Source organism: Microcoleus sp. w2-18bC1 (assembly GCF_036700365.1).
GTDB lineage: Bacteria > Cyanobacteriota > Cyanobacteriia > Cyanobacteriales > Microcoleaceae > Microcoleus.
In genome coordinates this window covers 18,644-36,019 of sequence record NZ_JAUBOS010000014.1, presented here as the reverse complement: position 1 = coordinate 36,019, position 17,376 = coordinate 18,644, and the positions used below count along the sequence as shown (strand labels likewise).

14 protein-coding genes are annotated in these 17,376 nt (G+C 43.9%); 5 read left to right on the top strand and 9 right to left on the bottom strand.

Features of this window, described 5'->3' with window-relative positions; all coding sequences use genetic code 11:
- Nucleotides 1-443 (bottom strand): leucine-rich repeat domain-containing protein (locus QT979_RS10840; RefSeq protein WP_333309793.1); only part of this gene is annotated, 443 nt, incomplete at its 3' end.
- Between the two features lie 308 nt (nucleotides 444-751).
- On the opposite strand from QT979_RS10840, the gene QT979_RS10835 reads away from it, so the two are divergent.
- A complete protein-coding gene (locus tag QT979_RS10835; protein ID WP_333309790.1) occupies nucleotides 752-2,266 on the top strand; it encodes a phospholipid carrier-dependent glycosyltransferase in 1,515 nt (504 codons plus the stop codon).
- Nucleotides 2,267-2,414: 148 nt separating this feature from the next.
- Here the strand turns inward: QT979_RS10835 and trmB are convergent, their stop codons facing one another.
- The 3 genes from trmB to csaB form a co-directional block, all read right to left on the bottom strand.
- The gene (trmB, locus tag QT979_RS10830) at nucleotides 2,415-3,047 is read right to left on the bottom strand and encodes a tRNA (guanosine(46)-N7)-methyltransferase TrmB (protein ID WP_333309788.1); all 633 of its coding nucleotides are present in this window, start codon (nucleotides 3,045-3,047) and stop codon (nucleotides 2,415-2,417) included.
- 159 nt (nucleotides 3,048-3,206) lie between these two features.
- Nucleotides 3,207-3,938 carry a Uma2 family endonuclease gene (locus tag QT979_RS10825; protein WP_333309785.1) on the bottom strand — a complete coding sequence of 244 codons (732 nt, stop codon included), beginning with the start codon at nucleotides 3,936-3,938 and terminating at the stop codon, nucleotides 3,207-3,209.
- Between the two features lie 22 nt (nucleotides 3,939-3,960).
- Nucleotides 3,961-4,998 carry a polysaccharide pyruvyl transferase CsaB gene (csaB, locus tag QT979_RS10820; protein ID WP_333309782.1) on the bottom strand — a complete coding sequence of 346 codons (1,038 nt, stop codon included), beginning with the start codon at nucleotides 4,996-4,998 and terminating at the stop codon, nucleotides 3,961-3,963.
- Nucleotides 4,999-5,408: 410 nt separating this feature from the next.
- On the opposite strand from csaB, the gene QT979_RS10815 reads away from it, so the two are divergent.
- Nucleotides 5,409-5,720, top strand: coding sequence for a DUF2499 domain-containing protein (locus QT979_RS10815; protein WP_333154630.1), 312 nt, complete (start codon nucleotides 5,409-5,411; stop codon nucleotides 5,718-5,720).
- A 16-nt stretch (nucleotides 5,721-5,736) separates the two neighbouring features.
- Complete coding sequence (locus QT979_RS10810) at nucleotides 5,737-6,156, top strand: lysozyme inhibitor LprI family protein (protein ID WP_333209216.1); 420 nt, start codon at nucleotides 5,737-5,739, stop codon at nucleotides 6,154-6,156.
- A 73-nt stretch (nucleotides 6,157-6,229) separates the two neighbouring features.
- Here the strand turns inward: QT979_RS10810 and QT979_RS10805 are convergent, their stop codons facing one another.
- Nucleotides 6,230-7,093 carry a DUF4037 domain-containing protein gene (locus tag QT979_RS10805; protein WP_333309779.1) on the bottom strand — a complete coding sequence of 288 codons (864 nt, stop codon included), beginning with the start codon at nucleotides 7,091-7,093 and terminating at the stop codon, nucleotides 6,230-6,232.
- A gap of 260 nt (nucleotides 7,094-7,353) precedes the next feature.
- Here QT979_RS10805 and QT979_RS10800 point away from each other — a divergent pair, with 260 nt between their 5' ends.
- Nucleotides 7,354-11,184 carry a DNA polymerase III subunit alpha gene (locus tag QT979_RS10800; RefSeq protein WP_333209212.1) on the top strand — a complete coding sequence of 1,277 codons (3,831 nt, stop codon included), beginning with the start codon at nucleotides 7,354-7,356 and terminating at the stop codon, nucleotides 11,182-11,184.
- 42 nt (nucleotides 11,185-11,226) lie between these two features.
- Here the strand turns inward: QT979_RS10800 and QT979_RS10795 are convergent, their stop codons facing one another.
- Nucleotides 11,227-11,526, bottom strand: coding sequence for a DUF3593 domain-containing protein (locus QT979_RS10795; protein ID WP_333209210.1), 300 nt, complete (start codon nucleotides 11,524-11,526; stop codon nucleotides 11,227-11,229).
- Between the two features lie 297 nt (nucleotides 11,527-11,823).
- Nucleotides 11,824-12,477 carry an ATP-binding protein gene (locus tag QT979_RS10790; RefSeq protein WP_333209208.1) on the bottom strand — a complete coding sequence of 218 codons (654 nt, stop codon included), beginning with the start codon at nucleotides 12,475-12,477 and terminating at the stop codon, nucleotides 11,824-11,826.
- A 589-nt stretch (nucleotides 12,478-13,066) separates the two neighbouring features.
- Here QT979_RS10790 and QT979_RS10785 point away from each other — a divergent pair.
- A complete protein-coding gene (locus QT979_RS10785) occupies nucleotides 13,067-13,810 on the top strand; it encodes a pentapeptide repeat-containing protein (RefSeq protein ID WP_333209205.1) in 744 nt (247 codons plus the stop codon).
- Nucleotides 13,811-13,914: 104 nt separating this feature from the next.
- On the opposite strand, the gene QT979_RS10780 is transcribed toward QT979_RS10785, so the two are convergent.
- Together QT979_RS10780 and gatA are read right to left on the bottom strand one after the other, a co-directional pair.
- Nucleotides 13,915-14,973 (bottom strand): alpha/beta fold hydrolase, encoded by a 1,059-nt coding sequence (locus QT979_RS10780; RefSeq protein ID WP_333209203.1) that lies wholly within the window; start codon nucleotides 14,971-14,973, stop codon nucleotides 13,915-13,917.
- A gap of 118 nt (nucleotides 14,974-15,091) precedes the next feature.
- Nucleotides 15,092-16,552, bottom strand: coding sequence for an Asp-tRNA(Asn)/Glu-tRNA(Gln) amidotransferase subunit GatA (gene gatA, locus QT979_RS10775; protein ID WP_333082744.1), 1,461 nt, complete (start codon nucleotides 16,550-16,552; stop codon nucleotides 15,092-15,094).
- Nucleotides 16,553-17,376: the final 824 nt, after the last annotated feature.

Below are 17,376 nucleotides of genomic sequence, written 5' to 3'. Positions count from 1 at the left end.
GCTTCGAGGAAAAGGTCTGTCAGATTAGTCAGCCCCGATAATGGTTTCACGTCTGAGATTTGATTGAAATTGAGGACGAGGGATCTCAGATTAGTCAGTCCCGATAAGGGTTGCACATCTGTTATTTGATTTGTACTGAGGTTGAGCTCTCTCAGATTGGTGAATTTTGATAATGGTTTGATATCGACTATTTGATTGCGAATTAGGGAAAGTTCTGTGAGATTAGTCAGTGCTGTTTGAGCGCGATCGCACTCTTGTGTTTTTGCTTTTGATAGCAACACCTCCACCGTATGTCTGGTTCCAGGGGGCAAATTCTCTTTGTTTGTACAAAAATCAGCAAAAGTTTCAAATGTCTGGGGATTTGGCGCCGCGGCAGATCCCATCAGGATAGTCGCACCTACAGCTAACCCCCAACGCCCCCAAATCGAAAGTATGGGATTCATAAGCACTCGCTCAAAAAAGACATGATTAGCTGCTATCATAATCTATCGCACCTTGTGATGCACCCTTTTCCTTCCTGCTTGCCAATTAGATCGGGAGTATTTGGTGAAACAATAGTCGCTACTGCTTCTCGCTGCACTCTCCAAGCATTATTATAAACCGGGTTTAAGAAACTGGGTTTTTCCAAAAAACCCGGTTTATAATTAAAAATTCGGTTTCTGCACAAGTCCTATTTTACGTTACTCTCAACTCAGGAATTTTAAATTAGCGATCGCCCTCAAATTTAGTATCTATTATTTGCTGCTGTTTTATGAAAATCAAGAAAAAACAATTTAACAAATCGAATGTTATTTTCTCCCTAGCAATGCTCGGCATCTTTCTATTTTCCTTAACTCTCCGCTTTTGGGAACTAGAGCGATTTAACACTTTAGTATTTGACGAGGTTTATTACGCTAAATTTGCCAACAATTATCTCACAAAAACTCCTTTTTTCAACGCTCACCCGCCTCTGAGCCAGTACATAATTGCGATCGGCATTTGGATTGGCACTCACCTTCCCTTCGGCAAAACAGCCGTCAACAGTATGGCTGGTTCCCTGCTTTCTCCTTGGGATTACCGTTGGCTGAATGCTCTTACAGGTTCCTTTATTCCGCTAGTTGTGGGAACCCTGGCTTATCAGCTAGTTCCGCGCCGCACCTTTGCTTTTATTGCTGCTTTATTGATCGCTTGCGACGGTCTGTTTTTAGTTGAGTCTCGCTACGCGCTGAACAACATTTATCTGGTTTTATTTGGAATTTTAGGTCAGTTATTTATTTTAAAATCCGTAGAAGCCGAAGGCAAAAAGCGCTGGCTTTGGCTGGTACTCGCCGGAATAGGTTTCGGCGCATCTGCGGCTATCAAATGGAACGGATTATGGTTCCTTTTCGGTACTTATCTAATTTTAATCTGTGCTTGGGTCGTTCGTTTTATCCAGGGTAACAGAGGAAATGAAGAACAAAGCCGCGAGGTAGATTCACCTCTAATTCCTGCCGAAAGTCCAGTACAAAAACTGACTAAACTCAATTTTATAGAACTCTGCTTGAGTCTAGCTATTATTCCTATTCTAGTTTACAGCATCTCTTGGATTCCTCACCTGCACTTTAATCCAACTCCCAATTTCTGGCAGATGCAAACGGAAATCTTGACTTATCACCAGCGGATTAAAAGTGGCCCAGATGTGCATCCTTACTGTTCCGCGTGGTACGGCTGGCCGTTGATGCTGCGCCCGATAGTTTACTTCTTCAAAAAAGCTAGCAACAATGCACAATCAGATCCGGTTTTGCCGCCTTTACCTGAAGGTGCAACTGAGGTAATTTTTGACGTTCATGCAATGGGAAATCCCTTCCTTTGGTGGCTGTCAACTTTAGCTTTACTGCTAGTAATAGGAGTTTTAGTTCACCGGATTTTGGTGTGGCTGCAAACGCGCAGTGAGGCTTCTGTTGACACGATGGAACAGCAGCGGCCGATTTTGTTTCCGCCGACTGCTGAAATGTGGCTGGCGTTATATTTAATAGTTAATTGGGCCGCTAATTTGCTGCCTTGGGTGAAGGTGACTCGCTGCATATTTTTGTACCATTATATGGGCTGTTCGGTGTTTGGAGCCTTAGCACTTGCTTGGTGGGTTGACAGGTGGCTGCACAGCCCTCAAACTCGACTCCGAGGGATGGGGGTAACAATTATTTTTCTGGTTTTGGGTGCTTTTATTTTCTGGATGCCTATCTATTTGGGACTGCCTTTGTCGCAAATGGAATGGCAAATTCGGATGTGGCTACAATCTTGGGTTTAAGTTAGAAATAATTCTTTTATTAACGGGCAAGATGCCCGTTCCACAAGAAAATTAAGTTTTGTGGAACAGGCATCTTGCCTGTTCATAACAAAGGTGCAAGATGTAAGTTATAAAGTTTATTACAAAGGTGAGTTTGCAAAAGCGAGCATTATTTTTGATACAATGCTCGATAAACTGGTTCGCCCCGTTTCAGAGTAGCAATTTCTCTTTCAGTAGCAACAGGTAGGGGATTTTCTGCTAACCATTCGCCCCCATTTTGACGTTTGAAACTAGGGTGAGATGAAAAGCGATCGCACATTTCCCTTTCTACTTCTTCAATATCTGACTGAATAAACACTTCGCCGCCAATTGCCAGATAAGTTGCCAATTCGTTGACTAATTCCTGCTGCACCACCCGCCGTTTGTGGTGCTTTTTCTTGAACCACGGATCGGGAAACTGAATGCTAACTCGCTGCAAAATACCTGCGGGTAAAGTTTCTAAAATTGGCTTTAGGGAACTATTCGCATTGCAAAACAAATAGTGCAAATTTGTCAAGCCTTTTTCGTCCCGCCAAAGATTCGCCTCCTCTACCAGAGGTTCCCGAATTTCTAATCCGAGAAAGTTCCAGTCTGTTTGTACTTGCGCCATGTGCCACAAAAACCGTCCTCTGCCGCAGCCGATATCTAAATGCAGCGGTAAATTTAAGTCGGCATAGATTTTAGTCCAATCCGGGGGACTTGCAGATGCTTGATATCTAATTGATAGGGGATTGACGTGTTCCCGCACTCTTACTCTTGCCAATTTTGCTGTCTCCTGAATATAATTTTTAACCGCTGATGAAGGCAGATTAACGTGGATTAACGCAGATAAATATTGATTTTTGCGATGTTGTTCAATACTTTTTAATTAATGAGCACAATTAAATTGCACAGGGACAATTTTAAATTGCTCATTATTGCATTAGGCCTCTGGTTCCATGCCTGCTGCTCTTAATTGTGCAGCTAGTCGATCGGCTCGCTGTTGAACATTTGCTTTTTCCTGCCGTTCCCTTTCTACCATTTCTGCTCCCCACAATAACATCTCTCCGCTCTTATCCCACCACCGCAACCAATATCCGGTTCTTTCGGCCTTGGTTCCCTGCCAAACACCCAAAAATAACCCAACTCCTTCAATCCAATAACGATTGTTTGAATCCGGCTGCTGTACTTGATATCTTTCTGATGAATTCAACTGATAGACTTCGAGAACTCCGGCGGCAGGTTCAAAAAGTGCATAGATTGGCACTCGCAATACTTGCTCGTAAAAAAACCATTTTCCCGGCGAATACGTTGGTTTTATTGAATATTCATCGTTGGGAGTAGCTGACAATAACTCCATGATGATCGCCGGAATGTCTCCTTCTAAGTTGGGAGTATAACTGCGGCGAATTTCTTGACTCTCAAGCGGTTGTACGTTGCTGGCATAAAACCAATCTGGAGCTTTTATAACTAGCTTGCTGTCTACTGTCGCACAAATTCTCATGTTTGGGGCAACTAATATTCCTGCTACTATTAGCCCCGCGATTTCTAATATTTCTCGCAAGGCGGCGGCTAGCAAGGGTTGGTCTATATTTTCCACTGGTTCCTCGTCTAAAATGAAATCGTCTGGCAATTTTTCCCAGGTAATTTTTAAGTCGGCTGTACTGACTGTCATTGTATTTCACCTCTCAATGAGATTACTGGAGCGCGGCTCGCAATACTTCGCGATGAAAGAGCGATCGCTCTACTATAAATTTTATCCTGTCTGGCGATAAGGCGTCGCCGTTAGCATAATGTTCGATCCAGGTTTTGCTGATTAAATAAGGATCGTCTGGCAATTCTGATAATAAGTATCCCGGCATTTCTAGCTCTTCCATTAACTGGCTGACTTTCGGATCGTAGCTGAGGGCAAAACAGCGGCATTCTTCGGATGCTGCCATAATTAAACTGTGGTAGCGCATCCCGATCGCCATTTCGACTCCCCGGAATACTCCTTTCAATTTTCTGGGGTCGTCTAAACTGAGGATGCAGCTTCTTTTCGGCAGGGCTTCGTGCAAATGTTGGGCAATTTCTAAGTCGTGAGACGCTTGAAAAGGCAGCAGTAAAATCAAGGTGCGAGTTGCTTTTTGAAAGTCAACTAAAGCTTGAGTTAAGATTGACAAACGGGCGGGAGTTAGTGTAGGATGAGAACGCAAACAAACAGCAACTCTGGGCGCGGGTAAATCCCACAAACCCGACACGGGGGAATTCTCCAAAGCCCACACGGGATCGGGCGCTAAAGTAAAGGGAATTTTCCAATCTGCAAGTAAAGTAGCTGAACCTTTATCCCGCACGCTGACGCCGGTGCATCCAGCAAAACAGCGCTGAGATAACTTGCGAGTCATTTCGCGCTTCAAAGGCCCAATTCCCTGGGCCCAAGCAACAGTTTTTAAGCCCATCTGCTGCGCTAATCCCATCAAACCCCCATAATAGAAAGGGCTCGCTAGGCTAGTTGCGTCTTGGATTAAACTGCCGCCGCCCCAGATTAGCGCGTCGGAGGTGCGGAGTGCTTCGAGAACTTGAAAGGCATTCATGCGATCGCGCGCAGCTACCCCGTACCGCTGATTTGTCTCAACAGGATTGCCAGACAGGACGATCGGCGTCACGCCATCTGGTAACATTTGCAGTAGCGATGCCAACAGCGCCTCGTCGCCGCCGTTGCCTTTACCGTAATAGCCGCACAAAATTGCTCGCATTTCTACTCTTTTGTTTGTTTGTGATGGAGAATCTAAGTATTTTAGATTTTAGATTTTGGATTTTAGATTTTTTTGAGATTTGAAATTTGATAATACTACTACCCAAAAAAACGCTACTGTCAGTAAGCTTCAAGGCTTTACGTCATCAGTCAGCTCAAATCGCAAATCTAATAAAATCTCGAATCGCTAATCTAAAATTGTATGACCAGCCCAAAAACAGGTACAAGCCCCGACTTAAGTCGTGGATGCTCCTAAAATTTTAGACCAAAGCTCAAGCTCCAAGATTCATCTGTGGAGTAAATCTAAAATCTAAAATCTAAAATCTAAAATCGACTGACTCATCATACTTTATATGACCGTTGCGTAAGTCCCGATCGATAAATCTTTCATCTTCGTTCACAATACAAAAAATGCACGCTTTGTCAATTCCCACCTGGATTATTCACGTCTCTAGCGTCGTCGAGTGGATTGCCGCCATCTGGTTAATTTGGACTTACGGCGAAGTCACTCAAAACCGAGCTTGGTGGGCCCTTTCCGCCGGAATGCTGCCCGCTCTCGTCAGCGCTATGTGTGCCTGTACATGGCACTATTTTGACAACTCCCCAGCCCTAGAATGGATAGTTACCCTGCAAGCGGCGATGACTCTCTTCGGCAATTTTACTTTGTGGGCGGCGGCTTGGTGGATTTGGCGATCGGCTCAACCCGAAAAAATTAAAGATTGAAAAAGAGGTAAATATTTTGAAAAAAATCACTATTTGGGTCAAATTAGCCACGAGTTCGCTGTTGTTAACAGCCGGATTTTTGCTTCCTAGCAAAGCCAGCAACACTTCCTTGCAACTCGCTCAACAGCCCAACTGCAAAAGTCCTCAAACTACACAGGAGCAGAATGCGTGTTCCAGTCAGGAGTTTCAGGCAGCCGACAGGAAACTCAATCAAGTATATCAGCAACTTCAGCCGAAACTCAACAGCAAACAAAAGCAAAGATTGATAGTAGCACAGCGTAGTTGGCTCAAGTTTAGAGATGAATCTTGCAATTATGAAATGGGGCAGTTTGAAGGCGGTTCTTTGGCTGCTTCTACCTACGGTTATTGCAGGGCAAGAGTGACGCAAGAACGGATTAAAGATTTGGAGCGTTATTTGCAACAAGCAAATTTGTAAAAGTTCGATCGCTATTTAGGGAGGTGCACACTGCTAACCCTAGGATATGGCACTCTGTTTTTTTTGCACTTACCTAGTTAGCGAGAGAATTAGTAGCAATTAAACCTGCCTCAATCAACAAGTGATCGAGACTGTCAACCAGTCCATCAAGACAATGTAAAATTTGGCGATCGCCTGCAGGTAACGAAATAGAATTAGTTAGACTGTGAATTTGGCTTTCCAAATCTTCCGGCAATTTTGAACACAAAGCTGTTGCCCTTTCTACCAGACGCTTTTCGCCCGGATGAGGGATAGAATTAACAGCAAAAACAATATCAAAATAACTGCCTAAAAAAGCGGCTGTTCGGTGGATAATACTTACTGAATCGCGGCGCAAAACAGCGGATTCTAGCTGGTGGCGAAATGAAAAAATCTGGTGGCGCAAAATCGGATAATTTTTGGCAATTATGGCTTGACGGAGTTGTTCTGGATAAGGTCGATCGACATTGGCTTGAAATTGCTGAAACCAACCGTCTCTGTCATACAATGATACTGAGGTGAGAATGTTCCACCAAAAACAGGTTGAATAACCTACTGATGCTTGATATTTTACCAGGATGCGATCGAGTTCTTCTTCGATCCATTCGGGCCTGCGGTACATAATATCTATACCGCAGCCAGTGTTAATATCTATCCACTCGTCTCCGGGTTCCCAAAATTGATTGTTGATTGAAATGCGATCGGAAAATTGTCTCGCTATCGCCTCCCGTATGTCAACAGGAATTTCCTCTTTAACATATACGTAAAAATCAAAATCCGATGACTCATCCGTAACGAGAGTTGTTCGAGAACCTGCTAAAACGACGGCTACAACTTGAGGCAAACTGCTAAACTGCTCCCCAATAGTTTGAGCCAGTGGGGGAATTTGTTCGAGAGCTAGTTGATAATTGTGCAGCATTTAATTACCTTGTTTTGCACTTGAAAAATCACAGCAAATGCTTAACTCTAGCGATCAAGATTTTAACGCATAACTTTGAACTCCTAACTCAACAATTGATAATTGTTAACAAATACGGCGGAGGCGAACTGATGCGCTGCGGTCTCGTATCCCCTACCAAAATTATCTCAAAAGTAACATAAAAGTTTGTTTTTTATTTTACACTTTGACACGCGGATAGTGTAGAATCTAAAATCTAAAATCTAAAATCTAAAATCCCTATGTCCTTCGTTGGTTTGCACATTCACAGCGATTATAGCTTACTAGATGGGGCTTCTCAGCTACAACAGCTCGCAGAACGGGCGGTGGAATTGGGGATGCCCGCGATCGCCCTTACAGACCACGGCGTGATGTACGGCGCGATCGAACTCATCAAAGTTTGCCGAAATAAAAATATTAAGCCGATTATTGGCAATGAAATGTATGTCGTCAACGGCGACATTGAAGTAAAAGTTCGAGGTAGAAGAAAATACCATCAAGTTGTTTTAGCTAAAAATACCCAAGGTTATAAAAACCTCGTCAAACTAACCACAATTTCCCACTTAAAGGGAATGCCTGAAAGAGGTATCTTTGCCCGCCCCTGCATTAACAAGGAACTGCTAAAACAATACTCCGAAGGTTTAATTGTTACCAGTGCTTGTTTGGGTGGCGAAGTTCCCCAAATGATTCTGCAAAACAAGTTAGATGCTGCCCGTGAAGTAGCCAGTTGGTATAAAGAAGTATTTGGGGAAGATTACTATATAGAAATTCAAGACCACGGTTCCCCGGAAGACCGGATTGTTAATGTTGAAATCGTTAAAATTGCCCGCGAACTCAAGATTAAAATAATTGCCACCAATGATTCTCACTATATTTCCTGCAACGACGTAGAAGCACACGATGCTTTGCTGTGCATTAACACCAACAAACTGATTGAAGAAGACAAGCGGATGCGCTACAGCGGTACTGAATATCTTAAGTCCGCCGAGGAGATGGCGCAACTGTTTCGAGATCATTTGGATGATGAAACAATCAAAGAGGCGATCGAAAATACCCTAGAGGTCGCAAATAAAGTATCGAGATACGAGCTTACAGGAGAAGCTCGAATTCCCACAATTCCAATTCCTCCAGAACATACAGCCGATACTTATGTAGAAGAAATATCCTGGCTGGGACTGTTAGAACGCCTCAAAGCCCGCACCAGAAATGAAATCCCCCCAGTCTACAAACAAAGACTAGAATACGAACTGAAAATGCTTCAGCAGATGGGATTTTCGGAATATTTCTTAGTAGTTTGGGACTACATAAAATATGCTAGAGATAACGATATCCCAGTAGGGCCAGGACGCGGTTCTGCCGCAGGTTCTCTAGTTGCATACGTCCTCAAAATCACCAATATCGACCCCGTACACCACGGACTACTATTCGAGCGATTTCTCAATCCCGAACGGAAATCTATGCCAGATATTGATAGCGATTTCTGCATAGAAAGACGGGACGACATGATTAAATACGTTACGGAAAAATATGGTAGCGAGCGCGTAGCGCAAATTATTACTTTCAACAGAATGACATCAAAAGCTGTCTTGAAAGATGTTGGGAGAGTGTTAGGTATTCCCTACAAAAAAGCCGACGAAATGGCTAAACTAATTCCCGTGTCCAGGGGAAAACCGGAAAAACTTAAAGTGATGATTTCCAATGACACACCTGCACAGGAATTTAAAGACAACTATGAAAATACAATTTGCATAAATGCAGAAACTGGTACTGAAGTCCCCGTTCGTCAGTGGATTGACATGGCAATTCGCATTGAAGGAACTAACAAAACCTATGGTGTTCACGCGGCAGGTGTGGTAATTTCCTCAGAGCCGTTGGATGAAATTGTACCGCTGCAAAAGAATAATGAGGGTGCTGTGATTACCCAATATTTCATGGAAGATTTGGAATTTTTGGGGCTGCTGAAAATGGACTTTTTGGGATTGAAAAACTTAACAACGCTCCAGAAAACTGTTGATTATATTAAGCAAACCCAAAATCTAATTGTCGATCCAGAAATGCTACCTTCTGATATAGAGCGCAGAGCTCAAGAGACTTTTGGCAGAATCAAAAAGTTACCCGATGATGTAGATAAAACCTATAGACTTTTAGAAAGAGGAGATTTAGAAGGTATTTTTCAGCTAGAATCATCTGGAATGCTGGATGTAGTGAAAAAACTCAAACCTTCCTGTCTGGATGATATTTCTTCTATTTTGGCACTTTACCGACCTGGGCCGCTGGACGCAGGTTTGATTCCTCAGTTTATTGACTGCAAGCATGGTAAAACAGTTGAGTACGATCATCCGCTATTAGAGCCGATTTTAAAAGAGACTTACGGAACGCTTTGCTTTCAAGAGCAAATTATGCGGATGGCTCAAGATTTGGCGGGCTATTCTTTGGGTCAAGCTGACTTGCTGCGGCGCGCAATGGGCAAGAAGAAAGCTGATGAAATGCAGAAGCAAAAGGAAACATTTATCGACGGCGCCACTAAGAATGGAGTCAGTCAAAGAATTGCTGAAAAGTTGTTCGCGCAAATGCTACAATTCGCGGAATATTGTTTTAATAAATCCCATTCAATGGCCTATGCGTATATCACTTATCAAACTGCCTATTTAAAGGCGAATTATCCTCTAGAATATATGGCTGCACTGCTGACGGCTAACAGGGGCGATCAGGATAAAGTACAGAAATATATTGCCAATTGTCTGAAGCTGGGTATTGAGGTTGAGCCGCCCGATGTTAATAGCTCGGAACTTACTTTTACACCGATGCCGAAACAGATGACTGGCTCTGCAAAAGATAAAATTTTGTTTGGGATTTCGGCTGTTAAAAATGTGGGAGAATCGGCAATTGAAAATATTTTGGCTGCGCGACAGGAAGGGGGTAAGTTTAAATCGTTGGCTGATTTGTGCGATCGCGTAAATCTCCATTCTGTCAACCGCCGTGCTCTAGAAGCTTTAATTCAATGCGGAGCTTTTGATAAAATTGAGCCCAACCGTCATCAATTAGTAAACGACATCGAAGGGGTGGTGAAATGGGCGCAAGACCGCAAAAGAGATCGGGAAAGTGGCCAAGGCAATCTCTTTGATTTGTTAGGTGCGAATAGCTTTGGTAAGTCGGTCAATACCTATGAGTCGGCGCCAAAATCTAAATTGGTACAAGATTATGACAAACAGGAAAAATTGCGTTTAGAAAAAGAATTACTTGGTTTTTATGTGTCAGAACATCCTCTAAAGTTTCTCATGCAAGTAAACCCAGACCCCGATGTGGTGACTCTCGAACAGTTAGCAGATAAAAAGGGGAAAGTATCAGTTATTGTCATGATCAGCGCTATCAAGCTGGTAGTGACTAAAAAAGGTGATGCGATGGCAATTTTGCAATTAGAAGATTTGACACATCAAATAAAAGCGGTTGTGTTCCCCAAGGCTTACGAACAAGTGAAACCTTACATCGTAGAGAATGCGATCTTACTGATTAGTGGAAAACTTGAGAAAGATGGGGAGGAAATTCAGATAATTGTAGACACTGCCAAGCCGGTTGAAACAGTACAAATTACAGAGGAAATCGAGAGGGGGGAACCGGAAATAAATAACCATTGGCCGGCGGAACCAGTCAACATTGTACGATCGACAAAACCTGTCGAAGTTTTAGAAATGGTGATTTTCAAGCTTACACCGCAACAAGTACAAGACGGGAAAAAACTCAATTCCCTCAAAGCTATTTTGCAAGAACTTTCCAATCGGGGAGAAGATGCTAGCGTTTCTTTGGGGGGAATTGTTGTCGGTGAATATTCATGTCAACCCCTTCGCATTAACCCACAATTGTGGGTGCAAGATGGCGAGGGAACTGTTAGCCGTCTCAAGTCGGCTGGATTTGATGCTTGGGTTTTTCCTCTAGACAATCGCGGAGATACTGTGGCATTTCGAGAAATGCGATCGCAACTTAATGTACATTCTTGGGCTAGTCGTTTACTTGACACTGAAACCGATCGCCTTCACAAGTATGTCACTTATCTCGCCCAACTAAACAGACGCTAGCCAAATGAAAGTTTCGCATTAATCCCAACTACCCTCTCAAGTTTATTCGGGCGAGGATGCTTTGGCTTTAATCACCGCTTCTCTAAAGCCTAAAACTAATAAAATATTGGCAAGTGTCAAGAATAGTTCCGCAGAACCGTGCAGCCAATCGACATTTGCTAGTGACTCGTTGTAGGCAACTTTTGCGTAAATTGCGGCGGGAATCGTCACCGCTACAAAAACGAGAGTGCCGTAAAATCCCATCAGAGCTAAACGGGGTGTTTTTCCCGATCGAGTCAAAAACCAGAGAAATCCCAAGTAGGGAAATAGAGACAGAACAAATAAAGTTTCTTTGGAAATCATTAGTAATTGGTGAGCAACCAGATACTATGATAAATTAAAAGCTCAAAAATTATTGTGAATAATTTTTAACTTTTAATGTTTAGTTTTTAATATTTAATTAGACAGATGCACCCGTTTCAATCGAACTGCTTTAGAATTACCCAAGACCATAGCTCTTAACCCAAGCTGCAGCAGGTTGGCAGTATTTAAAACCCCTCACCCACGCGGAGACAAAACCCGTAACTTTTCCCCTAACACCGTTTTTAGCATAACACATTTTTCACCGTGCCAGTCTGTTAATTGTCCATCACCCCAAAGCTACCCAGCAATTAGAAATAGAGACGGTTCCAAAGTTTTTTGTCTGCTAGGCATCAAGCAAGCATCGTTCAAAACCTCTAAATCCAAGCAGTTATTTCTATTTGCTACCAGAATTTCCTTCAGCTTAGCATCAAAATCAAAACAAGGGCCACAATCCCAAACTTTGAGTTCCAACCGTCCGTTAAACACCATAATTTCCAGTTGAATAGGAGTTTCTACTGGCAGATTTTTGTGAGCGTGGCGAACTGCATTAGTGAAACCTTCAGCCAGCGCCAACTGAAACTTCCACCAAACCTCATTGGGGAGCGATAAATCTTTCAACTGCTCAAACCACAACAAAACTTGAGTTAAAGCATTCACATCTGTGTTGACTTGCAGGCTAATATGTTGAATACAAGTTTCATGGAACTCTTCTTCCTGCTGCTGTTTACTCTGCCAATCCCAGGTGTTTAATAAATTCATTAATCCATCTAAAACGCTAGCTTTTTTTATAAAATTTTGGGATCGCTTGCGACCTTCTACTTCGTAAGTTTTGGTCAGCCACAAACAGTTTCGATTGTCGAGAGTCCGGGTGTAACTGATCTCGTCTGCAATCTGCCACATGAGTTTGATCCCCCTGCCGCCTTCTGCAAGTTGATCTATGCTGTTAGACATCTATTTTCCTCGTATGAAAGTATTAGCTGTACCCTATTTTCCCGCCCGCCGAGACACCCGGTATCTTTTTTATACTTGCTGGCTCGGTATTATTTCGGGGATCACATAAAAATGCTATCTTTTTTATAGAAGGCAGCGCATCAGCAATATGTCTTAAGAGTCTAAGCCAATTGGCTTATTTACCGATCGCCTGTACGGAGAACGATCACCCTCCGCAGCAAAATCCCACTGCATCGATTACAAATACTTATGCGCTGTCGGAGTCAACCACTTGCCGCAGCCGTCGCAAGCTCCAAAATCCCTGGTATTAAGGGACTCCGGCAGTTCGCTGTTCGCTGCAAGGGAGCCTTGAGGCGCGCTCTCATCCCAAAGGCGTAAGTAATATCCGGACTCGTGAGCGCGATCGAACCTTACACCGTCGAGGCGCGTCCATCCACTAGACTAGGACTTGGGCAAACAACCCGGTTTCTGCTAAGAATATTGCGTTTGACAGCGAGAAATTAACGAGGAAACCGGGTTTTTCACCCCGCGCGCGTAAGTCCAGCAGACAAATCGGTGATGAAAGGCAGTTACAGGACTTACCCAAACTATGACCAAAATCCAACTGAAAATTCTGACTGCAGCGATAATGCTACTCCCATTTTGCGCCGCACTTCCCTTGCAAGCTCAAAATCTGTCTCTAGTCAAGCGGCTGCTAGAAACCAGAGGATGTCCCGGATGCGACTTATTTGGCGCTTCCTTGAGCCGTGCAGATTTGTTTGGCGCTTCCTTGAGCCGCGCCACTCTCAACAGGGCCGACTTAGTTGATGCCGATTTGACTGCGGCTGATTTAATGGAAGCTAATTTAAACCACGCCAACATGAGAAACGCCTTTTTGGCTGACGCCGACCTCAGCAAAGCCGATATGAGCAGGGCAGACATCAGGGGAGCCAACTTAGAAAATGCCAACCTCAGCGAGAGTTTCCTGCGAGGCGCATCCCTCCAGTTGGCTAACTTAAAATGCAGTAATTTGAGCGCTGCTAAACTAAATAGAACCGACCTGAGAAATGCTGATTTAAGCGGTGCAAATCTCACCGGTGCCGACCTCCAAGAAGCCGATTTAAGCGGTGCAAATCTCAGCGGTGCCGACCTTAGATCGGCAGACTTGAGGGATGCGAGGTTGAACAAAACTAATCTCACAGGTGCCAATCTCTGCGGCGCCCGGATGCCGGATCGAAAAACATCTCGGCGCGGCTGCGAAGTTAAGAAAGAACAAGCTATAAGTACGAACAATTATTGCAATTATTGCTATGCCGTGAATGACTGGTGGCTGAATGTATTAAGGTTATACTAAGCGGTATCATCGGGATAACTACTCCGCTTTAGATATCTACTGTTAGAAGTGCGAGCAGGCGGTACAGATATCAAACTTAACCTGTTACCGCCAATAGCTTTTATCTACTTTGAAGAACCTAAAAATTGGCTCAGTATTTGCAGATATTCTGCGCCCCCGATCTGTGCCACATTAGTGTGACCTCCATCAGGAACTATGTAAAGCTGTTTGGGTTCAGGTGCTGCATCAAACAGTTTTTTGGTCATTTCCACTGGAACTACATTGTCAGCAGTTCCGTGAATAAACAGCACGGGCATTTGCAGGCGATCGACTTTTGAAAGAGAATCAAACCGCTGTGTCAGCAAAAAATCGATCGGAAACATCCAAAACAAGCCTTTTTGGAAATTCACCATCGCCCGCGTCGAAGTAAAAGATCCTTCTACGATTAACCCCGCCGCCTCCGGGTGACGCACGGCTAGATCGATCGCGATCGCGCCTCCCAAAGAATGACCGTAGATATAAATTTGATTCGGGTTAATCCCCCGCTGTTTCACCAAATAATCCCAAGCAAGTTGAGCATCCTCATAAACCTGAGATTCACTCGGAAAATCGCCCTGGCTTTTTCCATAACCACGATAATCCATCACAAATACCGACAAACCTAATCGATGAAATCGATGAGCGTGTTCGACATTTGATCCCACATTTGAAGCATTGCCGTGCAGGTACAAAACTACCCCCCCTAACCCCCCCTTGTTAAGGGGGGGAAGCGGAGCGACTGTCGGTCTATCACTTTGCGGGGACGTTCCGACTCCTCTAGCTCCCCCCCTTGGCAAGGGGGGGCTGGGGGGGCTATCCGAGCCTCCGGTGTTAACAGAGGGAACAGCCTCTCCCTTTCTTGCTCTCCCTCTTGCTAAGGGGGGGCTGGGGGGATTTTCCGAGGCAGGAATCCACCACCCGTGCACGCTGTCAACCGCGCCTGTTTTAGTTGAAATTGGCAGCCAGACATCTTGATATTTCAACTGAAAATCATCTGGCGTAGTTTCGATCGCCCGCGCAGGAAAAAAGATAAACTTACCTTGCGCTACAAATAGGAATACACAAGCAGCAGAATAAGCAACGGCCAAAACTATCCCAAAAGCTATTAGCGATTTAGACAAAAGGAATACTAGCAAATTGTTCATAGATAGAGCACGCGGGAAATTAGAGATCGCTCAAAAGCTAATGGCAAATTATTAATTTAGACAATTAGCCAAGATCGATTACTAACTTCCGCCACCGTATTCCGCCGATTTTCAAAAATTAATGCAATTCCGGGTGGTGTAAGTGCCAATTCGTAGACTGTTCGTAAGCGTGAGCCACTTGAAACAACCGAGATTCTTGCAAAACATTACTAATCAGTTGTATACCCACGGGCAGTCCTTTATCATCAAATCCGCAGGGCAAACTCAAAGCTGGCAAACCAGCAAGATTCACGGGAATAGTCATCAAATCTGACAAATACATACTCAGGGGATCATTGAATTTTTCGCCTGCCTTAAATGCGGTAGTAGGAGCAGTGGGACAGACTAAAACATCAACTTGAGAAAAAGCTTTTTCAAAGTCTTCTTTAATCAAAGTCCGAACTTTTTGAGCTTTTAGATAATAGGCATCGTAATATCCAGCCGACAATACGTAAGTGCCGATCGCAATCCGGCGTTTAACTTCCGCACCGAACCCCTGAGAGCGGGTTTTGGCATACATATCCAAAAGATTATCGGAGTCTGGAGATCGGAAACCGTACTTCACTCCATCATATCGCGCCAAATTTGCCGAAGCTTCCGAGGGAGCAATGATGTAGTAAGTGGGTAAACCGTAGCGGAACCGGGGGCAAGAAATGACTTGAATTTCTGCGCCCAATTGTTGAAATTGCTCGATCGCCTTAGTAACAGCGTCTTTAACCCCCGAGTCCAGCCCTACACCAAAAGTTTCTTTAATTACACCAATTCTAATTTGACCCTTGGGTCGCAAACTGGGTCTTAAAGCTTGAGCGTAGTCAGGAATTGGGACATTAAGACTCGTGGAATCTCTCGGATCATAACCCGCGATCGCCCCCAACAAAATCGCCGTATCCTCAACAGTCCGGCCAAAGGGCCCGATTTGATCGAGAGAAGAAGCATAGGCCACCAAACCGTAGCGAGAAACCAACCCATAAGTTGGTTTCAGCCCCACCAACCCGCAAAAAGCAGCAGGTTGGCGGATTGAGCCCCCAGTATCCGAACCCAAACTCACGACGCATTCTCCAGCGGCTACCGCTGCGGCAGAACCGCCAGAAGACCCTCCGGGCACGCGCTCCAAGTCCCAAGGATTCGCGGTAACTTGATAAGCAGAAGTTTCTGTCGAGCTCCCCATTGCAAACTCGTCCATATTCGCCTTACCCACAATCACCGCACCGGCTGCTTGGAGTTTGGAGACGACGGTTGCATCGTAGGGAGGCACAAAATTCTCCAAAATCCGAGAGGCGCAGGTTGTGGGAACGCCCTCGGTGCACATATTATCTTTAACGGCGATCGGGATGCCGGCCAACAGGCCAATTTGCTCTCCGGCTGCGATTTGGGCATCCACTTTATGGGCCTGCGCCAGTGCGCTGTCTGCCGTCACGCACAGAAAGCTTTTCAACTTCGGCTCTAGCTGGGTAATTCGGTCTAATGCTTCTTGAGTAATTTCCACAGCAGAGCGTTCTTTATTGACCAGTTGTCGGTGCAACTCGCGGATGGATGCCATGCTCGTACCTTTATTCTTTCTACTTTGAGACAATACAGTTAATATAACTGGCAATTGTACCTGCTTACAGCCCGAAGGCAAAGTCGGCTATTTTTGTGGCGAAAGTTCGAGCCTCAAAGAGGACTCCGCTAACGGGCGATAGGTCATTTTATCTACAATAGATTAAATTCCCCAAATCCCACCGAACACAAAATAGCGATCGAGTTTTTTACCTCATCTTTTAACAAACCAAGAATGCAACTGTATCAAAACTTATGCAACAAGTGGTTGGACTCGCGAATTATTTGAAGAAGGGGTAATGTGTGCAATGAGACCCCTACATAATTAGGTTATGCCTCCAAGAATGTGTATGCAAGATCACAATCATTAGGAAATTAGTCATTCCCAATTCTGCAATCTAAATTCTCAAATATTAGATAGAACCTAGCTTTTCTTCGACGCAACCAAGTATTTAGGGAAGAAAAAGAAGGCATAGAAAATAAACCAATTCCCGGTTATGAATGCTTTATTCCGGGGAATTTTCAGAATATTATAGTTCACAATACATATTTGTTTATTAGGCTTAAGTTATTTTAAAGGGCATAATTAGCAGCATTTAAGCTGATTTTATAGAAGATTAATCTCCTGTAAACATATAAATAAATAAACTTAATATAAAAAAAAAATATGATAATAAAAGATTAGATTATGGCGGTATATAGCCTAATAATTAGGGTCAGATTATGAAGAATACTTTTTTAGTCAAAAATGACTAAAAGTTATCATTCAGCCGAGTGAATTAAGGGCCGCTGCCCGATCGAAGAAAATAGCGATCGACCTTTTCC

What these genes read in the sequence shown, in the direction of transcription:
- QT979_RS10835 (WP_333309790.1), top strand. Translation starts at nt 752, where the DNA reads ATGAAAATCAAGAAAAAACAATTTAACAAATCGAATGTTATTTTCTCC.
- QT979_RS10825 (WP_333309785.1), bottom strand. Translation starts at nt 3,938, where the DNA reads ATGACAGTCAGTACAGCCGACTTAAAAATTACCTGGGAAAAATTGCCA.
- csaB (WP_333309782.1), bottom strand. Translation starts at nt 4,998, where the DNA reads ATGCGAGCAATTTTGTGCGGCTATTACGGTAAAGGCAACGGCGGCGAC.
- QT979_RS10815 (WP_333154630.1), top strand. Translation starts at nt 5,409, where the DNA reads ATGCACGCTTTGTCAATTCCCACCTGGATTATTCACGTCTCTAGCGTC.
- QT979_RS10805 (WP_333309779.1), bottom strand. Translation starts at nt 7,093, where the DNA reads ATGCTGCACAATTATCAACTAGCTCTCGAACAAATTCCCCCACTGGCT.
- QT979_RS10800 (WP_333209212.1), top strand. Translation starts at nt 7,354, where the DNA reads ATGTCCTTCGTTGGTTTGCACATTCACAGCGATTATAGCTTACTAGAT.
- QT979_RS10795 (WP_333209210.1), bottom strand. Translation starts at nt 11,526, where the DNA reads ATGATTTCCAAAGAAACTTTATTTGTTCTGTCTCTATTTCCCTACTTG.
- QT979_RS10790 (WP_333209208.1), bottom strand. Translation starts at nt 12,477, where the DNA reads ATGTCTAACAGCATAGATCAACTTGCAGAAGGCGGCAGGGGGATCAAA.
- QT979_RS10785 (WP_333209205.1), top strand. Translation starts at nt 13,067, where the DNA reads ATGACCAAAATCCAACTGAAAATTCTGACTGCAGCGATAATGCTACTC.
- QT979_RS10780 (WP_333209203.1), bottom strand. Translation starts at nt 14,973, where the DNA reads ATGAACAATTTGCTAGTATTCCTTTTGTCTAAATCGCTAATAGCTTTT.
- gatA (WP_333082744.1), bottom strand. Translation starts at nt 16,552, where the DNA reads ATGGCATCCATCCGCGAGTTGCACCGACAACTGGTCAATAAAGAACGC.